The organism is Gordonia sp. JH63 (assembly GCF_009856645.1).
Lineage (GTDB): Bacteria > Actinomycetota > Actinomycetes > Mycobacteriales > Mycobacteriaceae > Gordonia > Gordonia hongkongensis.
Genome location: NZ_CP047235.1, coordinates 1,149,346 through 1,167,765, shown reverse-complemented (window position 1 = coordinate 1,167,765; position 18,420 = coordinate 1,149,346). Strand labels below are relative to the sequence as shown.

Genomic DNA, 18,420 nt, shown 5'->3' with positions numbered 1-18,420 from the left:
GCTAACCTCCCACTCGCACGGTTGTCGTGGTGCCCCAGATCGCCAGGCCGAGGAAGAAGTCCAGGACCGCGATCAGCACCAGAGCCGCTCGAACCGCGTGCCCGACGGCCACGCCCACACCCGCGGGACCGCCCGAAGCGTAGTAGCCGTAGTAGCAGTGCACGAGGATGATCACGAACGCGAAGACCAGCACCTTGCCGAACGACCACAAGACGTCGGCCGGTGGCAGGAACAGGTTGAAGTAGTGGTCGTAGGAGCCGCCGGACTGGCCGTTGAAGACCGTCGTCACCACGCGGGAGGCGAGGTACGCCGACAGCAGGCCGAGCACGTACAGCGGGATGACCGCGATGAAACCGGCGATCACTCGGGTCGACACCAGGAACGGGATCGACGGCACGGCCATCGTCTCCAGCGCGTCGATCTCCTCCGAGATCCGCATGGCGCCGAGCTGGGCGGTGAAGCCGCAACCGACGGTCGCCGACAGCGCGAGACCCGCCACCAGCGGCGCCACCTCGCGGGTGTTGACGTAGGCGGAGAGGAAGCCGGTGAGGGCCTGCGACCCGATCTGGTCGAGCGCGGCGTACCCCTGCAGGCCGACCACGACGCCGGTGAACCCCGACATCAGCACCATCACGCCGATGGTGCCGCCGATGACCGCGAGTCCGCCCGATCCGAACGCGACTTCGGCGAGCAGGCGCAGGACCTCGCGCGTGTAATGCACGATCGTCTTCGGCATCCACGCGAGCGTCCGGCCGTAGAACGACATCTGCTCGCCGGCGCCGTCGAGCACCTTCAGCGGCTTGCCCAGCTGCTTGCGGGCCTCGTACATGTAGTACTCGGGCCGGCTCTTGGCGATGGTCACACCGCCCCCACCTTCGGTCACGTCTAGCTCCCCTTCGGTGGGACGACCTGCAGGTAGACCGCAGTGATGATCAGGTTCGCCAGGAACAGCAGCAGGAACGTGATGACGACGCTCTGGTTGACCGCGTCACCGACGCCCTTCGGACCGCCCTTGGGGTTGAGGCCCTTGTACGACGCCACGACGCCGGCGAGCACACCGAAGATCGCGGCCTTCAGGGTCGAGACCCAGAGGTCGGGCAGCTGTGCCAGCGCACCGAACGACGCGAGGTAGGCACCCGGGGTACCGCCCTGGACGACGACGTTGAAGAAGTAACCACCACCGATGCCGATGACCGCGACCAGACCGTTGAGCAGCATCGCCACCAGGACCATCGCCAGCACACGCGGTACGACGAGGCGCTGGATCGGGTTGATGCCGAGCACCTCCATCGCGTCGATCTCCTCGCGGATGGTGCGCGAGCCGAGGTCGGCGGCGACGGCCGACCCGGCCGCACCCGCGATCAGCAACGACGTCACCAGCGGCGAACCCTGCTGGATGACGACGAGCACGCTGGCCGCGCCGGTGTAGGACTCCGCGCCGAGCTGCTTGATGAGCGAACCCGTCTGCAGCGAGACGATCGCGCCGAACGGAATCGCGATCAGGGCGGTGGGCAGGATCGTCACACTGGCGATGAACCACGCCTGCTGGATGAACTCCCGCCACTGAAACGGGCGCACAAAGGTCTGGCGTGCAACATCGACGAAGAGCTGAACGATATTGCCGGTCTGTGACAGGGCACCTGTCCCGGCTTGCGCGATTCGGTCGACGCCACGCGTGGTGGCACTGCTCATCCCTAGGGTGTCCGCCCTTCGTTCCCATCAGCACGATGGCTGGGCTTGGTCAGTGCATCACCGGGTGTGTGCCACTGTTCGGTCGGGGCATCGCTGCCGCCGTAGTCGATGACGTCGGTCTTGGAGTCCGCGACGGCGACGTTGCTCGGCGCGGTCGTCCACTCATTGCCGGAGCTGTTGTTGCCGGACGGGCCGTTGCCGTTCGCCATGTTGTCGGCGTGCTGGCGGCTCTCCTCGCGGATCTGGTCTTCCTGCTCCTGGCTGCGGCGGATCGCCTCCTGAGCGTTATGGGGCAGGTCGGGCAGCATCGCGTGCACGCGCTCGCGGTGCCGGGCGATCGCCTTGCGTTCGGGCATACCGGGATTGGGCTGCACCTGCGGAATGATCTCGGTGAAGTCCTCCTTGGTACCACCACCGGAGATACCCGCGGCCTGCATCGCCTCTTCCTGCTTCTGGACCGCCTCGTCCTTCTCCTCGGACATACCGATCGGACCGAACCGGTCACCGGAGAGGAACTGCTTGACCACCGGCTGCTCCGAGGTCAGCAACTGCTCCCGCGGACCGAACATGACCAGTTCCTTGCGGAACAACATGCCGATGTTGTCCGGGATCGTCCGCGCGATGTTGATGTTGTGGGTCACGATCAGGATCGTGGCGTCGATCTGGGCGTTGATGTCGATCAGCAACTGCGAGATGTAGGCGGTACGCACCGGATCCAGACCCGAGTCCGGCTCGTCGCACAGGATGATCTGCGGGTCGAGGACCAGCGCGCGCGCCAGCCCGGCGCGCTTGCGCATACCGCCGGAGATCTCACCGGGAAGCTTGTCCTCGGCACCGGTCAGACCGACGAGGTCGATCTTCTCCATCACGATGTCGCGGACCTCGTTCTCCTTTTTCTTCGTGTGCTCACGAAGCGGGAACGCGATGTTGTCGAACAGGCTCATCGACCCGAACAAAGCGCCGTCCTGGAACAGCACGCCGAACAGCTTGCGGATCTCGTAGAGCTCCTTGGCCGAACACTGCGTGATGTCGGTCCCGTCGATGATCACCGACCCCTGCTCCGGATGCAGCAGCCCGATCAGGGTCTTCAGGAACACCGACTTACCGGTACCCGACGGACCCAGCAGCGCCGAAACCTCCCCCTCCGGCAGGGTCAGAGTGACATCACGCCAGATGTTCTGCGAACCGAACGACTTGGTGAGTCCTTCGACGCTGACCTCAACACCCACAACTTCCTCCAGACGATCGCTGCCCCCGAGGCGGCCACGGTGTGACCGCGCACCAACCGGCGGCATTTGTGGTTGGGGTCACTCTAACCGACCCGTCCCCGCCCATAACGCCGCCGCGTGGTTCTCGGTGATGGCTGCGGGAAACCTACCGCCCGGTAACTCTCGCCGCGCCGATGACAATATCCGATGGTTCGCGGTGAGGGAAGTCGGGCCGGCCCCTCGATGTGACGGCCACCGCAGACCTGGGCTTCACCTGCGAGACGCGATCCGACGGCCGATGACCACCCTCGAAGTCGATGGGCGGTGGCGTCGGAATGATGTCGGAAACGATATCGGTTGCTCGGTCTCCGGCGTTAGCGCGGAGGTGCGGCTCAGGCAGCTGTGTGACCGAACTTCGCCAGCCACGGCCGCAAGAGGCCGACGAGCTCGCCGGATTCCAGTGTCGCCCACGTCCAGCGGATCACGACGATCCCTTGGGCGCGGAGGGCGTCCTCGCGCTGCTTCTCTCGGATCAACACATCCCGAGGGGATTCGCCCGGAACCACGAGTCCGTACTTCTGGAGACCGTCGAACTCGCCGATGATTCGTCCATCCCAGTCGAAGTCGGCCCGCGCCTCGCCGTGCGGCGTCTGGAACGTGTGCTGCAGGCGCGGCGTCGGCAGTCCGGCCAGAACCATCTGCGCTCGGCTCCACGACTCACCGACACTCTCGGCGCGCGCGTCGGCAACATCCAGCGCCTGACGTGCGACACCGACGTTGCGCCAGCCTGCGCGGCTGTCGACCATCGCGGACATCAGCCCAGGATCCGCCCCCATGCGCAGCGCCTGGTCGAAGACGACGAGCGCTTGAGCGAAGTCGCCGGACATGGCGATGTCCACCGCGGTGCGTTCGGCGCGGGTGACCAGGACACCTTCGACGACCACCGTCTCATCTCTGCCCAGTGGGCCGTTGTGGACGTGGCGGTGCCCACGGACGAACCCGCCGCTCGAACTCGACGGCTTGGTGAGGTGGACCGTCTCACGCTGAGGATGCAGTGTCGCGAGGCCGAGAAGAGCGGCAGCGGACTGATGGCTGAGGGTCGCGACACCGCGGTCTCGCGCGGAGGTGGCGACGGCGATCGACGCTTCCGATAGAGCCTGTCGGCGCCGTCGGGGCCGTCGAACTCCGCCGACGCGGCGATCCACACGCCCGGCGCGAGACGGACGAGTGCTCCCCGTGCGACTGCAGCGGTGACCACGCCATCGCCGATACCCGCCCGGAGTGTCGCCTCTCGACGGATCAGCCCGTGCCGGTCGGTGGGAAAACTGTCAGCAGGGAACCAGGCCATGCGTCTTGGACGCACACGACCCCGTCTCGGTTGCATCCCATTCCGGATTTCCCCCTGCGCACCGTGCGCCGAGCCCCCGGATCGAAGTCGCATGCGATGTCAGTCCGTCCGCGCGACTTCGATCGAGGTCGCACCGACGGATCGATGTCGCGTGCGACTTCAATCCGGGGAGACCGCCGGCCGAAGCCGCAGCAGGCCGACGAGTTCGCCGCGGACCGAGGGCGAGGGGCGCAGACAGCAGACAGCAACGAGCCCGGGACAGCGGTGCTGTCCCGGGCTCGTGAAACGCTTGCGCGTGAGTCGGTCTTACTTGACCGAAACCTTGGCGCCGGCCTCTTCGAGCTTGGCCTTGGCAGCCTCGGCGGCCTCCTTGTCGACCTTCTCCAGCAGAGCCTTCGGAGCGCTCTCGACGAGGTCCTTGGCTTCCTTCAGGCCCAGGCCCGAGACGACCTCGCGGACGACCTTGATGACCTGGATCTTCTTGTCGCCGGCACCCTCGAGGATGACGTCGAACTCGTCCTGCTCGGCAGCAGCCTCGGCGCCACCGGCAGCCGGGGCACCGGCAGCGGCGACGGCGACCGGAGCCGCAGCGGTGACCTCGAAGACCTCTTCGAACTTCTTCACGAAATCGCTGAGCTCCAGCAGGGTCAGTTCCTTGAACTGATCGATGAGCTCGTCAGCGGTGAGCTTCGCCATGGTTGGCGTCCTTCCTGTCAGTCCCCGTACGGGGCTTCGGTGTTCATCCCCGTACGGTTCGGGGATTGGTGTGGTGCGGCGGACGACCTATTCGGTCTCGCCGGCTTCGTTCTTCTTCTCCTGCAGGGCCGCGGCCAGGCGCGCCACCTGCGAAGCCGGCTGGTTGAACAGACCGGCGGCCTTTGCCAAGTTGCCCTTCATGGCACCGGCGAGCTTGGCCAGCAAGACCTCACGGGTCTCAAGGTCGGCGATCTGCTCGATCTCGGCAATGGACAGCGCGCGGCCGTCCATGTACCCGCCCTTGATGACCAGCGCCTTGTTGTCCTTGGCGAACGTCTTGATCGCCTTCGCGGCCACGACCGGCTCACCTTCGATGAAGGCGATCGCGGTCGGACCGGTGAACAGCTCGTCGAGCCCTTCCACGCCCGCCTCAGCAGCGGCACGCTTCACCAGGGTGTTCTTGGCGACGGAGTAGGTTGCACCCTCACCGAGGGAACGTCGCAACGTGCTGATCTGGGTGACGGACAGGCCACGGTATTCCGTGACAACCGTCGCCGTGGAGCTCTTGAACTGCTCCGCGATCTCCGCAACTGCGGCGACCTTTTCGGACTTGGCCATACTTCGCCTCCTCTCCTCGTCACTATGAGTTGGTCGAGTCCAACAGAAGAGCGACAGGCATCGGGAGGCGATCGAGGGCGGAGATGACAAACGCCCCGGCACACAGGCACGGGGCGTGAACGCACACACTGTTCGTGTGGAGCGACATTCCTCGTTCATCCTGCGTGGGCCGGCGACCTCGTCGCGCCTTCGTCCGGGAAATCCCGACGACCAACGGTCTCTGGTTGAACCGATACGACGCACGGGTGTGCATCACATCGACGACTAGGCTACGCGGACGTGGACGAACAATCCAAATCGTCGGACCTGCGGGACCCCAACGCCCGCGCACAGGCCGCCGCGGACGCCATCTACGACCGTCACCTGCAGCGGGCCTTCTGGCTGCCGGGGACACGTGCCGGAGCCGTCGCCTGGCCCATCGGGCGCGTGCAGGCCCAGTTCGGATCCTGGCATTACTGGTGGCAGGCACACCTCGTCGACCTGATCGTCGACGCCGCGATCCACCGTGTCGGCTCGGACCGCTCCTTCGACCCCGACGTCGCCGACGACGCCAACCGGCTGCTGCGCGGCATCCGGGTCCGCAACGGCGGCCGCTGGACCAACAACTATTACGACGACATGGCGTGGCTGGGACTGGCCATCGAACGCGCCGACCGGCACCTGCACCTCGACCATGCGAGCGGACTCCGTGTCCTCGCCGGGCAGATGCTCGACGCCTGGGTGCCCGCGGACGGCGGCGGCATCCCCTGGCGCAAGGCCGATCAGTTCTTCAACGCACCGGCCAACGGCCCGGCCGCGATCCTGCTGGCACGCACGGGTCACGTCGAACGCGCCGTGGCGATGTGCGACTGGATGGACGCCAACCTCGTCGATCCCGACACCCATCTGGTCATCGACGGTCTCAAGAAGCTGCCCGACGGTTCACTGAAACCCGAGACCGGCACCTACACCTACTGCCAGGGCGTCGTGCTGGGCGCCGAACTCGAGGCGTTGCGGACGACCGGGGATCGCCGGCACCTCGACCGGCTGGCCCGGCTGCTCGGCGCCGTCGAGCACCACTCCTGCACCGACGGGGTGATCAACGGCGGAGGTGGCGGCGACGGCGGCCTCTTCCACGGCGTACTGGCCCGCTACCTCGCACTCATCGCCACCGACCTGCCCGAGGCCGACGGTTCGGATGAACTCCGTACGCGGGCAGCCCGGATCGTGACCCGTAGCGCGGACGCCGCGTGGGCTCATCGCACCGAGGTCGCCGGACGGGTGATCTTCTCCAGCGACTGGCGACGAAACGCGGTGATCCCGACCGACGCCGGCACGAAAGCCCAGTTCGTGGCAGGCGCCGTCAATCCTTCCGAGGTCCCGGAGCGGGATCTGTCGGTGCAGTTGTCGGCGTGGATGGTGCTCGAGGCGGCGGCCGCCATCGATCTGGGTTTACCTGAATGTGACCAGGAACACACACGGCCATGACCAAAAGACGCCACCTCGTTAGCCATCCGATACCGCCGCTGAGTTATCCTTCAGCGACTACGTGAAGTGACCTGGACCACACTGTAATCCGCAGCCAGCGGACGGGCCGGGAAGCAAGCGACCGACACGACGGGGTGTCGGTGTCCACCCGGCCGTCTCGATCCGTGCAACAACTCGCGGGTGCGACACCTCATCCCAGGCAGGGTGATGCACCATGACGTACCAGCTGGATCCCACACAGCCGCGCGCCCGCGTCGCTCCGTCGACGCGAACCCGCACCACTGGTGCGCCGCATTTCGGCACGCTCCCGCTGGGTGATCCCACCGGCGGCGCCGACGGTATCCGCTGGCGCGAGCAGGTCGACGGCAAGCAGCTCTACCCGCGCGTCGTCATCGACCGGAACGTCTCCATCACCATGAGCGACGGCGTCGTCCTGCGCGCCACGGTCATCCGGCCCGCCAACCGGTTCGGGCAGACGATCCTCACCCCTTATCCCGCGGTCATCAACATCAACCCGTACAACCGCGCGGCCATCGACTTCATCGACCAGACCCTCCACGCCCCCGTCCTCGGCAAGGCACTGCACACCGCATCCCGGTCGATGGACGCGACGGGCACGGCCCTCGAGGGACTCACGACGCTGACACAGACCCTGTCAGGCGGGGTCTTCGACGTCTTCGGCATCAATCGCAACCTGGTACGCAGCGGGTACGTGCAGGTCGTCGTCGACGTCCGCGGAACCGGCGCGAGCCTGGGTAAATGGCAGATCCTCGGTCCTCGCGAGCAGCAGGACTCGGTGGAGGTCATCGATTGGGTGACCGAGCAGGAGTGGTGCGACGGGACCGTCGGGATGGCCGGCTGGTCGTACTCGGCGATCAACTCGCTGCAGGCCGCGGACAAGCGGCCGCCACAGCTGAAAGCCGTGTTCGCCGTAGAGGGTTGCGACGACCTGGTGCGCGACATCTACATCACCGGCGGCATGCCGTCGGCCTTCATCCCGGTGTGGTTGTCCGCGGTCAACATGCTCAAGTGGGTTCCCAACCCCGCCAACGTGATCCGCGACCTCGTGCGCGGCGACGCGGTGCGCTGGGCGATCGACCGGGTGAAGTCCCCGGCCACCGAGATCCCCTCGCTGCTGTGGGGGTTCCTGACCGCCCGTGATCCACGCATCTTCGACGACCCGTACTTCGACGCCCGCGACCCGATCGTCGACCGCATCGAAGCACCCACCTTCACCGTCGGCGCCTGGCATGATCTGTTCGGCCGCAGTGCAACCGGGGTGTACGAGCGCCTACAGATGGAGCCGGGCCGCAAGCAGATGATCGTCGGCGACGGCTATCACCTCGACGTGGGGTCGGGATACGGCGGCAAGTTCGCTCCCCCGCGCCTGGACGTCCTCGAACGCGCGTGGTTCGACCGCTGGCTCAAGGGGCACCGCAACGGGATCGAGTACTACGGGCCGGTCACCATGCTGCAGCAGGGCGGTGCGTGGACCGCGGGCCAGAGCTTCCCGCGTCCCGGGGTGGCCCCGACGCGGCTCTACCTGACTGCCGAACCGTCGTCGACCGCCGACCATTGCGTCCACGACGGTTCGCTGAGCACCACTCCCGCACAGGGTGTTTCGTCCCTGCACGTACGTCCGGACACTCGGGGGCTCCGGTCCCGGGACATGACCCAGGTGACCGCGGGGGCGACGCTGGCCCTCGGCGCGGACTTCGCCCGGGATGCGCGATACCAGGAGCGGGGCGCGTTGTCGTTCACCACGGAGCCGGTCGGAGAGGCAACCCCGATCAGCGGCGCCATGAACCTGCGCCTCAACGTCGCCACCACGGCACACGAGGCCGTCTGGGCGGTGACCGTGAACGACGTCGCGCCCGACGGTACGTCGGTGGTGCTGACCAACGGCGCGTTGTCGGCGTCGAATCGCGCACTGGACCAATCGAAGTCGACGTACGCCGACGACGGCAGCCTGCTCTCGGCGCACCACTATCTGTCCCGCAAGCGCAAGCTGCCGGTACCCGCCGACGAACCGATCCGCCTCGACGTCGATCTCGTCCCCACCGACGCGGTCCTGCAGCCGGGCCATCGGCTCCGGGTCGACGTCTACGCCGCGAGTCTCCCGCGCTACCTGACGCTCGTGCCCGACCTCATCAAGGCACGCGGCCGCCGACACCAGCGCCTGGTCCTCGACCCCGACCACCCGAGCCACCTGACGCTGCTGGCCGGCGACGGGCTGCGCTGAGGTCGTTCACCCCACCCCGGAATCCGACAGCACGACGCGATAGACGAACGCGGCTTCGGGCCCCAGTACGAGCCCGACGAGTTCGATGAGCGTCAGCACGAATCCGCGCCCGTGAGCCGGGCCGGTCGTGCCGTCGAGGTGATGGGCGAGCTCGTGCAGCACCACCAGTTCACGCAGCGCCCAGCGTCCGTCGGCCGCGGACGGGATGGCGATCTCGGCGGCGACCGGCACACCGTCGGATCTGCGAACCCGCGCCGCATAGTGCGCGGACCGCTGGCCGCGCCGTTCGCGGACCGACACCGGGTGCGACGCGCGCTCGAAACTCGACCGCACACCCGGCAGCGCGAGCACGCGGCCCACGTAGTCGTCGACGGCGTCGATCGAGGCGAAGCGCGCCTCCGCGGGGAGGGTGACCTCGGTGCCGGCGAGTTGCACCGTCCGTGACGACGACACGTTGTCGAACAGGCGATGCACGAGGTGCTCGGCCTCATAGAATCGTGCGCGCCCGGTGTCCCGTTCACTCACGGCATCGCCGATGATGAGAGACCCCGGAGCCGATGGGAGACTTCATGCGCCGTCCCGACCTCGATGCCGTACGCGAGCGCGTGATGCGGCTGCCCGGCGCCTCCCTGATGCTCCGCATCGTCATCGACATGGCTCGAGGCAATCTCACGGACCGGTCGATGACCCTGGCCGCGCAGGCCTTCACCTCGATCCTCCCGGTCGTGATCCTGGTGCTCACCCTCCCGGGCGCCAGCGTCGTCGACGACGCACTCACCCAGCTCGGTATCCCCGTCAGCAGTCTCGACACGCCCACGATCGACGACCCGACCTCGGCGACGACCTTCGGCATCGTCGGTGCGCTGATGACCATCGCCGGCGCCACCTCCCTGTCCCGTGCCCTCGGCCGAATGTATGTGTCGATCTGGGACGTCGCCAAACTGCCGTGGAGCAGCTTCTGGCGATGGGTCGTCGTCGTCTTCCTCATCCCCGCCGCGGTCACCGTGCAGGGTCTGTCCACCGGAGTGGAGGCCACCTCGCTGTTCGGCATGCACATCGGCGATCGGGGCGTCCTGGGAATCGGGCTCATCGTCGCGGTGACCGTGTTGATCTGGTCGGTCACCTTCACCGCGATCCCGCGGCTCCTGGTGTCGTCGCAGGTACCGATGAAGCTGCTCGTCCTCAACGGCCTCGGTACCGGCATCCTCATCACCGCCCTGCTCGCCGGCAGCCGCGTCGCACTGCCGACGCTCGCGGCGGGCACCATCCGCAGTTACGGCACCCTCGGTGTCGTCTTCGTCGCGATCAGCTGGCTGTTCGTGTTCGCGCTGATCCTCGTCGTCACCGCCATCGTCGTGCACGCCGTGGCAACGGACGAGGGTCGTCTGGGCCGGTGGGTGCGGCGGTGGGCCGGCACACCGACACCGTTCGTCCCGCACCCGTCTGCATCCTGGTACGACCGGCCGCCCGGGGGTCCGGTCGACGCCCCGCCCACGCGTGTGGAGCCCTAACCCTCCAAAGCGCCACGCGCACCGCCGAACTCGCGGTCGGCACCGATCTTCGCGCGACGTCCCGCGCGGTCGCCGGCGCGGCGTGCGGCCTCCGAGTAGCCGGCCGAGGCGCTCGACGGACGCCACGTCCCGCGGGCGCTCGACTCGGTCCGGTAGAAGTCGGTGACCTCGATCTCCTTGTTGCGCAACGCGACCGCCGTCGAGCGCGTGGTCTCCCCGGAGTCGCGTTCGGCGGCCAGGGCCTCCGCACGCGCGGCGTCGCGGGCCTCGGCGAGACGCTTGCCGATGCGTTCGGCGAACGCCGACTGGAAGTTGAGCCGCGCCGTGATCGGCGACAACGGCTTCTCCTCGATCACCCGCCGGGCTCGCCACCCGTTCCCGCGGGTGACGACCCGCGCGAACGTCTCGCCCTTGTAGGCACCCGACCGCAGGTAGGCGTCGCTGGCCGCGACCATCTGCACGATCAGCGACGTGTAGAGGGCCTCGCAGGCGTCGATGTCGGCTTCGTACCCGTAGGCGAGCACGAAGGTCGAGTTGCTCGCCACGTCGACGGTCACGTCGTTGGCGGCGGTGATGGCAACGAAGAGCTGCACATAGGTCCGCAGTCCGCGTTTGCCGGGCTCGCCGATCGCGATCTGTCGACTGATCGGGGTGACCTTCTTGCGCGCCGCGGGGTCGTGGGCCCGCGCCACCGCCAGGTCGATCGACGACGCCGTGGCGAGCCGCTGGGCGGCCTGCATGAAGGTCTCGGCTTCGTGCTCGTTGTCGGTGTTCTCCGCTTGACGGAGAAGGGCGGAGATCCGGGTGAGCAGCTTGTCGTCGCGCATATGTTTCAGACTATCCAGCGGCCCGTTCGGTTCCATCTGAGCGCGAATTGCCCCGAGACAACGTCTCGGCAACCCGCAGGAGGAGGGTGCAGGCGGCGATCGCGACCCCGGCCCACAACCCGGCGACACCCCAGTGACGTTCTGCGAAACCGCCGCACACCGCGCCCAGGACGAACACCGGCCACATCCAGAACACCGCCAGCCACGCCCACGGTCGATCGGTACCCAGCGAGGCGACCAGCTCGTGCGCGGACTTCACCAGCGTGCCGGTGACGTACGTCAAGCCGCCCGGCACCGTCGAGGTGTGCGACAGTGCCGAGTTGATCGCGCCGGTCGCAGTCGCCACCACGATCATCCCGGCCGTCGGCGACGCGGTCAGCGCGACAACGGTGCCGGCGAGAAGCGTCACCGTCACGGCTACGAGAACCCAGACCGGCGAGTGCTGTCCGCCCCAGCGACCGAGTGCCGCGCCGCCCACGGCCCCGCCGAAGAAGGCCGCGACGAGTCCGGCGACGACGGCGATCGTCGACCACCGGCCCGCGGCCGTCGACGCTCCCAGGATCGTCGAGTTGCCGGACATGAACGCGACGAAGCTGCCCTTGAGCACGACGAACGCGATGGCGTCGACCAGCCCGGCCAGGAACAGCAACGCTGCCGCGATCGCGATGTCCGGGTGGTTGCTGCTCAGGTACCTGTCGAGACGGACCGCCATGGGCACGAATCTAACGCCTGCGTGCCGGTCGGGATGGTCGGCGGACCAGGTCAATCGTCCGGTGCCCAGCAGGCGATGTCCTCGGCTCGGATCGGCCGGGCGGCGACGGCCCGCTGGGTCATTCGCAACGCATTGCCGAACGGGTCCCGGAACGCACAGTCGGTGCCGTAGGGCTGGTCTTCGGGGTCCTGGGTGAACTCGACGCCGCGCGCGACGAGCGCCGCGTGGGTGCCGCGGCAATCGTCGGTCGACAGGATCGTCACCGGCATCGCCCCCTGCGTCACGAGGTCGCGGATCTTCGCGGCGGTCTCGTCGGAAAGCGCGGGCGGCCCGGGCTTCTCGAGCAGGATGAGCCGGTCGGGTTGACCGGGCGGCGCGATCGTCAACCACCGCATGAACCCCATGTCGACGTCGGTGTCGACCGTGAAACCGAGTGTGCCGACGTAGAAGTCGAGTGCGACGTCCTGATCGAGGACGTAGACGGAATGGATACCGATGCCGTTGATCATGCGCCCGACGATACGACCGGCGGCCCGGCCGGCGCTTCTCCGAAATCGCTCACTTCGGCCGCTCGCGGGACCCCGGTGGCAGCATCGCTCGGCCTGGTCCACCGGCGCACGAAGCAACCGGGAACGGGAATCGGAGCGACACGCTGCCGGTAGGCCGTGGGACTTCAGCCGACGATTCGGCTGAACGTCGGGCCGAACGTGCCAGGATTGTCGTAGCCGACCAGCAACGCGACGTCGAGCACCGGGACGTCGGTGGTCCGAAGGAGGGCACAGGCCCGCTCGATGCGCCGACGCTGCAGGTAGCGGTGCGGCGTCTCCCCGAACACGGCCCGGAACCGGCGGATGAAGTGCGACGGCGACATCAGCGCGATGCGGGCGAGCGTTGCGATGTCGAGGTCGTCGGCGTAGGAGCGGTCGATGGCGTCGCGCGCACGGAGCAACCGGCGGTTCTCGTCCTCGACCTGGGTGAACACGTCACCCAGTGTGACGCACGCTCAGTGCTTCTCGCAGGCGATGCCGTCCCCGTCGCGGTCGCTCTCGGAGTTCGCCTCGTACAGTTCGTCGTCGACGGTGAACGTCGTGACCGGCGTACCCGACGTCGAGTCGACGGCGCCGGTCTTGCCGACACCGTGCGGGTAGTCGCCGCGCAGTTCGGTGCAATTGGCGTAGTCGGTTGCCGCCGCGGCGGGTGCCGCCACCATCAGCGGAGCGATCGTCATCGACGCCGCGACCAGGAATCCGAGAACCATCTTTCGCGAGCAACGCATCGTGCTTGGCCTTCTTCGTAGTGTCCCCCGACACCTCAACGTGACGAAGTGACACTACGGGTTCCGGCCGGCGAAAAGCGCATGCGACGCGAAGATTGGTCCGGCCGACGGACACGCCATCGGCCGGACCTGGGATCGGAAGGCGCGGGGTCAGCGGCGGGGTTGCTCCTTGAGCAGGACGTTGCCGGTCGGGATGCCGCCGAGGATGTACGTCGTACCGGTGTAACCGTTCTTGGTACGCCGATACTCGACCCGTTGGTACCACTGCACGGGCGGGTCCGCGGTCAACGCGACGACGCCACCACTCTTCGTGTGCTGGATCTGCTGACGCGACAGATTCCACGGTCCGAGTCCGTAGTAGTCGGTGTACAACCCGTTGCCGATGACCCGGACGTTCGACTCCGGGGTCGGGATGACCCCGTAGATGAGCTGCTGATGTTTGTAGTTGCCCGGCTTGATCTTGGCGTCGGAATCACCCGCGCCCACGGCCAATCCGAATACTGCTGTTCCGGCGATCAACGCCCCCGCTATCAATCTCTTCACGACGGCAGACGCTAGCAGCGTCGACGTCGGGTTCCATCTCGCTTTCCACAGCCTGCCACGAGCCTGCCATTCGACAACGCGTATTGGTACAGTCCGGCCAGGCAACCACCGACAGCGGGGGAAACGATGATCAGGAACGACGTCGAGTTCGATTCGTCCGGGACGACATGCCGGGCCTGGTGGTACCTGCCCGAGGGAACCACTCCGGCGCCGGTCATCGTGATGGCGCACGGGCTCGGTGCGGTCCGGCGGATGCGCCTGGACGCGTTCGCCGAGCGCTTCACCGCCGCGGGATACTCGTGCCTGGTGTTCGACTACCGCCACTTCGGCGCCAGCGACGGCGAACCGCGACAGCTGCTGTCCATTCGCCGCCAACTCGACGACTGGGCCGCGGCAATCGCCTTCGCCCGAACACTCAGCGGTGTCGACACCTCACGGATAGTGCTGTGGGGCACCTCCTTCGGCGGCGGGCACGCCCTCGTCGCGGGCGAACGCGACGGCCGGGTGGCCGCGGTGATCTCCCAGTGCCCCTTCACCAGTGGAATAGCCTCCACCGCTGCCCTGGGAGTGGCGTCCGGGGCAAAGGTGACCGTGCGCGCGCTCGCGGATCTGGCGGGTTCGGCGCTGGGCCGTCCGCCGGTCACCGTCGGCCTCGCCGGTGCGTCCGGCTCGGCCGCCCTGATGACGGCACCCGACGCGGTGTCGGGATACCTGCCGCTGGTGCCCGACGACCTGGAGTTCATCAACGAGGTCGCCGCGCGGGCCGGTCTCGCCATCCCGCTGCACACGCCTGGTCGGGCATTGCGAAAGCTCACCTGTCCCACGCTCGTGTGCATCTGCGACGAGGACACCGTGGCGCCGGCCGGACCGACTGCCCGGTACGCCCGCCGCGCCCCGGCAGCGCGAGTGATTCGTTATCCGGCAGGACATTTCGACATCTACGTCGGCGCCGACTTCGAGCGGGTGGTCGCCGATCAGCTCGAGTTCCTGCGCGGGACCGTCCCCGTGTGACGTCAGAACCCGAACCGCGCCTGCATCCCGCGCAGCGTTTCCGCCGATGCCAGCAGACCCGCCCGCTCGGAGTCCGACAGCGGGACATCGAGCCGGGTCTGGGCACCACCGCGGTCGACGACGGTCGGCAACGAGAGGCACACGCCGTCGAGCCCCTCGATGCCGTCCGCCCGCGTCGACACCGGCAGCACCCGGTGTTCGTTGTTCAGGATCGCCTCGACGATGCGCGTCGAGGCCAGACCGATCGCGTAGTTCGTCGCCCCCTTGCCCTCGATGATGGTGTACGCGGCATGTACGACCTCGTGGTGAATACGTTCGCGCGCAACGGCGTCCATCGCCGGACGGCCGGGCAGCGGCGTCCACGAGGTGAGCGGCACGCCCCCGATCGACGCCGAACTCCACAGCGGGATCTCACTGTCGCCGTGTTCGCCGACGATGTAGGAGTGCACGCTCTGCACCGCGACCCCGCAGTGCTGCGCGATCAGGAATCGCAGCCGGGACGAGTCCAGCACCGTGCCCGAGCCGAAGACCTGGTGCGGTGACAGCCCGCTGATCTCCTGGGCGGCGTAGGTGACGATGTCGACGGGATTGGTGACCATCACATAGATCGCGTTCGGCGCCACCGCCAGCACCCCGGGGAGGATGGCGCGTGTCAGACCGATTGTCGCCTCGGCCAATTCGAGGCGCGACTGCCCGGGCTTCTGCTTCGCGCCGGCGGTGAACACGACGACGTCGGCGTCCGCACACACCGACACGTCGTCGGATCCGATGATGTCCGCGCGGGGCACGAACTCGAGGCCATGCGACATGTCGAGCACCTCGGCGGTCACCTTGGCAGCGTTGATGTCGAGGAGGGCGATGGTCCGTGCGACACCTCGGATGAGGGACGAGTAGGCGATCGCGGTGCCCACCGCACCCGCCCCGATGATGGCCAGCTTCGTGTCTCGTACGTCCATCGGTTCACCATTTCCGCGTCGGGATCGTCGATCGTCGGCCCCCAGCGTAGGTGCTCGCGTGTCGGCTGTCCGGGCACCGATGTCGCGCATCGTTGCGCCCAGAACCACGAACTGCGACATCTGACTCAGGTGTAGCGAATCGTTGTTGGTATGTTCAGCCCCGAGAACGGTCACACCCGCACACGTGGGTGTCAGGGAACCCGGTGTGAATCCGGGACTGGCGCGCAACGGTATGGGAGACGGATTCGGCGCGGACACCGGGGCGACCCGGGAAGGCGCCGGCGCCACGATCCCGAGTCCGATTACCGGCCGTTCTCGCTCGAGTCCATCGTGTATCTCGCGCACAGATACCCAGACCGATAGGCAGTACCACCCGTGTCCCGTCGTACCGACGGCACGACCGAGAGCGCGACCGCCCCGTCGGTCCGGCGACTCCCGTCGACGCCGCTAGCCGCAGTACTGTTCGTCCTCACCCTCCTCAGCATCGCCCTGGCCACCGCTTTCGGCGCGGAGACCATCCCCGTCGGCGACGTGTGGCACACCGTCGTCGGCCGGATGACCGGGGCCGAGCTCGACTCCGCGCACGCCGTCATCATCTGGGATCTCCGGTTGCCCCGGTCCGTGCTGGCCGCGCTGGTCGGAGCCGGGCTGGCGCTGGCCGGCGCACTCATGCAGGCCCTGGTCCGCAACCCGCTGGCCGAGCCGTATCTGCTGGGTGTGTCCGCCGGCGCGGCGGTCGGGGCCACCGCGGTGATGACCCTCGGCGTGCTCGCGGGACTGGGCGTCTGGGCGCTGTCCGGCGGGGCGCTACTCGGCGCGCTGGCCGCCACCGTCACGGTGTACCTGGTGGCCCGCGCCCAGGGCGGGCTGACCGCGCTGCGACTCATCCTGTCCGGGGTGGTGTTGTCCTCGGCGTTCATGGCGTTGTCGTCGCTGCTGGTGTTCACCGCCGCCGACCCGCACGCCGCCGACAACGTGATGTTCTGGATGCTCGGCAGCGTCGCGGGCGCCACCTGGGCGAAAGTGCAGATCGCCGGGGTGGTCGTGCTGGCCACCGTCGTGGCCATGCTCGCCATCCACTCCTGGCTCGATGCCTACGCGGCCGGCACCGACACCGCGACGTCGCTGGGCGTGCCGGTACGCGCGATGCGCAACGCGCTGTTCGGTGTCCAGGGTCTCCTGGTCGGCGTACTCGTCGCGGTGGCGGGCGGCATCGGCTTCGTCGGTCTGATCGTCCCGCACGCGGCGCGACTCCTGGTCGGCGCCACCCACCGCGCGATGTTGCCGGTGGCGGTCTGCGGCGGTGCGCTCTTCCTGGTGTGGGTCGACGTGATCTCGCGGGTGGCGGCCGCACCGCGCGAGATGCCGCTGGGCATCGTGACCGGACTGATCGGGGCACCGATCTTCCTGTTCCTCATGGGACGACGCCAGTACGTGTTCGGGGGTGGCTCGTGACCGACCCCGCCCGCGCATCGTCGATGTCGTTGCGCGCGATTGCGCTTGCGTGCCGTCGCGGTGGCCGCGTCGTACTGCGGGATGTCGATCTCGCGGTCCCCGCCGGCACCCGACTGGCCATCGTCGGGCCCAACGGTTCCGGCAAGACCACCCTGCTGCGCACGCTGTGCGGTCTCGAACGCCCGGCCGCCGGCACCGTCGAGGTGAACGGAGACGACCTCCACCGCATCCCCTCGCGACGCCGCGCCATGTCGATGGCGGTGGTCGGCCAGGAGGAACAGCCCTCCGCGGAGCTGACGGTCGGCGAGGCGGTCGGCCTCGGCCGGACCCCGTACCGGTCGGCCTGGTCCACCGGGAGTTCCGACGACAAGACGGTGGTCGATCGCGCGTTGATCCAGGTCGGGCTCGACGGCTGGGGCACCCGCTCGTGCACCCAGCTGTCCGGCGGCGAACGGCACCGCGTCGTCCTCGCCCGCGCGCTCGCTCAGCAGACCCCGATCCTGGTGCTCGACGAACCCACCAATCACCTGGACGCCGCCTGGCGACTACGACTGATGGAGATCCTCGACGAACTCGACGCCACCGTGGTCGCGGCGATGCACGACCTCGACCTGGTGTTGCGTCACTTCGACTCCGTCGCAGTGGTTTCCGACGGCGGAGTCATCGTGCACGGACCACCCGTCGAGGTGCTGACGCCGGCTCTGCTGGCCGACGTCTTCGAGGTGTCCGGCACCGTCGTCGACCATCCATCGACGGGCCTGCCCCATCTGCTCCTGAACACTCCCACCACCACACCCGCCCCCAGCGCTCTGACGAAAGACATCCCGTGAGAGGACATCCTTTGACCATACGTACGTC

The 18,420-nt window shown here is 67.9% G+C and carries 19 protein-coding genes, 1 pseudogene and 1 riboswitch; of the genes and pseudogenes, 6 read left to right on the top strand and 14 right to left on the bottom strand.

What is annotated here, in order from left to right; all coding sequences use genetic code 11:
- Nucleotide 1: 1 nt before the first annotated feature.
- The 6 genes and pseudogenes from GR168_RS05280 to rplJ form a co-directional block, all read right to left on the bottom strand.
- Complete coding sequence (locus GR168_RS05280) at nt 2-883, bottom strand: ABC transporter permease (protein ID WP_058253306.1); 882 nt, start codon at nt 881-883, stop codon at nt 2-4.
- Between the two features lie 2 nt (nt 884-885).
- Nucleotides 886-1,692, bottom strand: coding sequence for an ABC transporter permease (locus GR168_RS05275; protein WP_004023366.1), 807 nt, complete (start codon nt 1,690-1,692; stop codon nt 886-888).
- A 2-nt stretch (nt 1,693-1,694) separates the two neighbouring features.
- Entirely contained in the window at nt 1,695-2,921 is a 1,227-nt protein-coding gene (locus GR168_RS05270; RefSeq protein ID WP_068970872.1) for an ABC transporter ATP-binding protein, read from the bottom strand.
- A gap of 371 nt (nt 2,922-3,292) precedes the next feature.
- Nucleotides 3,293-4,248, bottom strand: a pseudogene (locus GR168_RS05265) (hypothetical protein).
- A gap of 306 nt (nt 4,249-4,554) precedes the next feature.
- Nucleotides 4,555-4,944 carry a 50S ribosomal protein L7/L12 gene (gene rplL, locus GR168_RS05260; protein WP_004019500.1) on the bottom strand — a complete coding sequence of 130 codons (390 nt, stop codon included), beginning with the start codon at nt 4,942-4,944 and terminating at the stop codon, nt 4,555-4,557.
- Nucleotides 4,945-5,031: 87 nt separating this feature from the next.
- Nucleotides 5,032-5,562, bottom strand: a complete 531-nt coding sequence (gene rplJ, locus GR168_RS05255) for a 50S ribosomal protein L10 (RefSeq protein ID WP_004019499.1) — start codon at nt 5,560-5,562, stop codon at nt 5,032-5,034.
- A gap of 279 nt (nt 5,563-5,841) precedes the next feature.
- On the opposite strand from rplJ, the gene GR168_RS05250 reads away from it, so the two are divergent.
- Entirely contained in the window at nt 5,842-7,029 is a 1,188-nt protein-coding gene (locus GR168_RS05250) for a glycoside hydrolase family 76 protein (RefSeq protein WP_159370211.1), read from the top strand.
- A 214-nt stretch (nt 7,030-7,243) separates the two neighbouring features.
- Entirely contained in the window at nt 7,244-9,271 is a 2,028-nt protein-coding gene (locus GR168_RS05245) for a CocE/NonD family hydrolase (protein ID WP_065629263.1), read from the top strand.
- Between the two features lie 6 nt (nt 9,272-9,277).
- Here GR168_RS05245 and GR168_RS05240 read toward each other — a convergent pair whose 3' ends face one another.
- Nucleotides 9,278-9,796, bottom strand: coding sequence for a TIGR04338 family metallohydrolase (locus tag GR168_RS05240; protein WP_058253351.1), 519 nt, complete (start codon nt 9,794-9,796; stop codon nt 9,278-9,280).
- Between the two features lie 44 nt (nt 9,797-9,840).
- On the opposite strand from GR168_RS05240, the gene GR168_RS05235 reads away from it, so the two are divergent.
- A complete protein-coding gene (locus tag GR168_RS05235; RefSeq protein WP_159370210.1) occupies nt 9,841-10,782 on the top strand; it encodes a YhjD/YihY/BrkB family envelope integrity protein in 942 nt (313 codons plus the stop codon).
- Here the strand turns inward: GR168_RS05235 and GR168_RS05230 are convergent.
- The 6 genes from GR168_RS05230 to GR168_RS05205 all read right to left on the bottom strand — a co-directional run bounded on the left by GR168_RS05230 (nt 10,779) and on the right by GR168_RS05205 (nt 14,140).
- Nucleotides 10,779-11,609, bottom strand: coding sequence for a DUF2786 domain-containing protein (locus GR168_RS05230; protein ID WP_058253315.1), 831 nt, complete (start codon nt 11,607-11,609; stop codon nt 10,779-10,781). The two genes, GR168_RS05235 and GR168_RS05230, sit on opposite strands and share 4 nt — an antisense overlap.
- Before the next feature lie 10 nt (nt 11,610-11,619).
- Nucleotides 11,620-12,321, bottom strand: a complete 702-nt coding sequence (locus GR168_RS05225; protein WP_159370209.1) for a DUF1275 family protein — start codon at nt 12,319-12,321, stop codon at nt 11,620-11,622.
- A gap of 50 nt (nt 12,322-12,371) precedes the next feature.
- Entirely contained in the window at nt 12,372-12,830 is a 459-nt protein-coding gene (locus GR168_RS05220; protein ID WP_159370208.1) for a VOC family protein, read from the bottom strand.
- Between the two features lie 164 nt (nt 12,831-12,994).
- Nucleotides 12,995-13,303, bottom strand: a complete 309-nt coding sequence (locus tag GR168_RS24215) for an AraC family transcriptional regulator (RefSeq protein WP_343213037.1) — start codon at nt 13,301-13,303, stop codon at nt 12,995-12,997.
- A 21-nt stretch (nt 13,304-13,324) separates the two neighbouring features.
- Nucleotides 13,325-13,597, bottom strand: a complete 273-nt coding sequence (locus GR168_RS05210) for an excalibur calcium-binding domain-containing protein (protein WP_078113048.1) — start codon at nt 13,595-13,597, stop codon at nt 13,325-13,327.
- A 150-nt stretch (nt 13,598-13,747) separates the two neighbouring features.
- Nucleotides 13,748-14,140, bottom strand: a complete 393-nt coding sequence (locus GR168_RS05205; protein ID WP_068971791.1) for a hypothetical protein — start codon at nt 14,138-14,140, stop codon at nt 13,748-13,750.
- 126 nt (nt 14,141-14,266) lie between these two features.
- Here GR168_RS05205 and GR168_RS05200 point away from each other — a divergent pair, with 126 nt between their 5' ends.
- Nucleotides 14,267-15,151: an alpha/beta fold hydrolase gene (locus tag GR168_RS05200; RefSeq protein ID WP_159370207.1), complete on the top strand. Its 885-nt coding sequence runs from the start codon at nt 14,267-14,269 to the stop codon at nt 15,149-15,151.
- Nucleotides 15,152-15,153: 2 nt separating this feature from the next.
- On the opposite strand, the gene GR168_RS05195 is transcribed toward GR168_RS05200, so the two are convergent.
- The gene (locus GR168_RS05195) at nt 15,154-16,107 is read right to left on the bottom strand and encodes an L-lactate dehydrogenase (RefSeq protein WP_078113046.1); all 954 of its coding nucleotides are present in this window, start codon (nt 16,105-16,107) and stop codon (nt 15,154-15,156) included.
- Between the two features lie 150 nt (nt 16,108-16,257).
- Nucleotides 16,258-16,436, top strand: a riboswitch (cobalamin riboswitch).
- Nucleotides 16,437-16,482: 46 nt separating this feature from the next.
- Here GR168_RS05195 and GR168_RS05190 point away from each other — a divergent pair.
- Together GR168_RS05190 and GR168_RS05185 are read left to right on the top strand one after the other, a co-directional pair.
- On the top strand, nt 16,483-17,562 hold the full coding sequence (locus GR168_RS05190; protein ID WP_068971794.1) for an iron ABC transporter permease: 1,080 nt from the start codon (nt 16,483-16,485) through the stop codon (nt 17,560-17,562).
- A gap of 23 nt (nt 17,563-17,585) precedes the next feature.
- The gene (locus GR168_RS05185) at nt 17,586-18,392 is read left to right on the top strand and encodes an ABC transporter ATP-binding protein (protein ID WP_159371835.1); all 807 of its coding nucleotides are present in this window, start codon (nt 17,586-17,588) and stop codon (nt 18,390-18,392) included.
- Nucleotides 18,393-18,420: the final 28 nt, after the last annotated feature.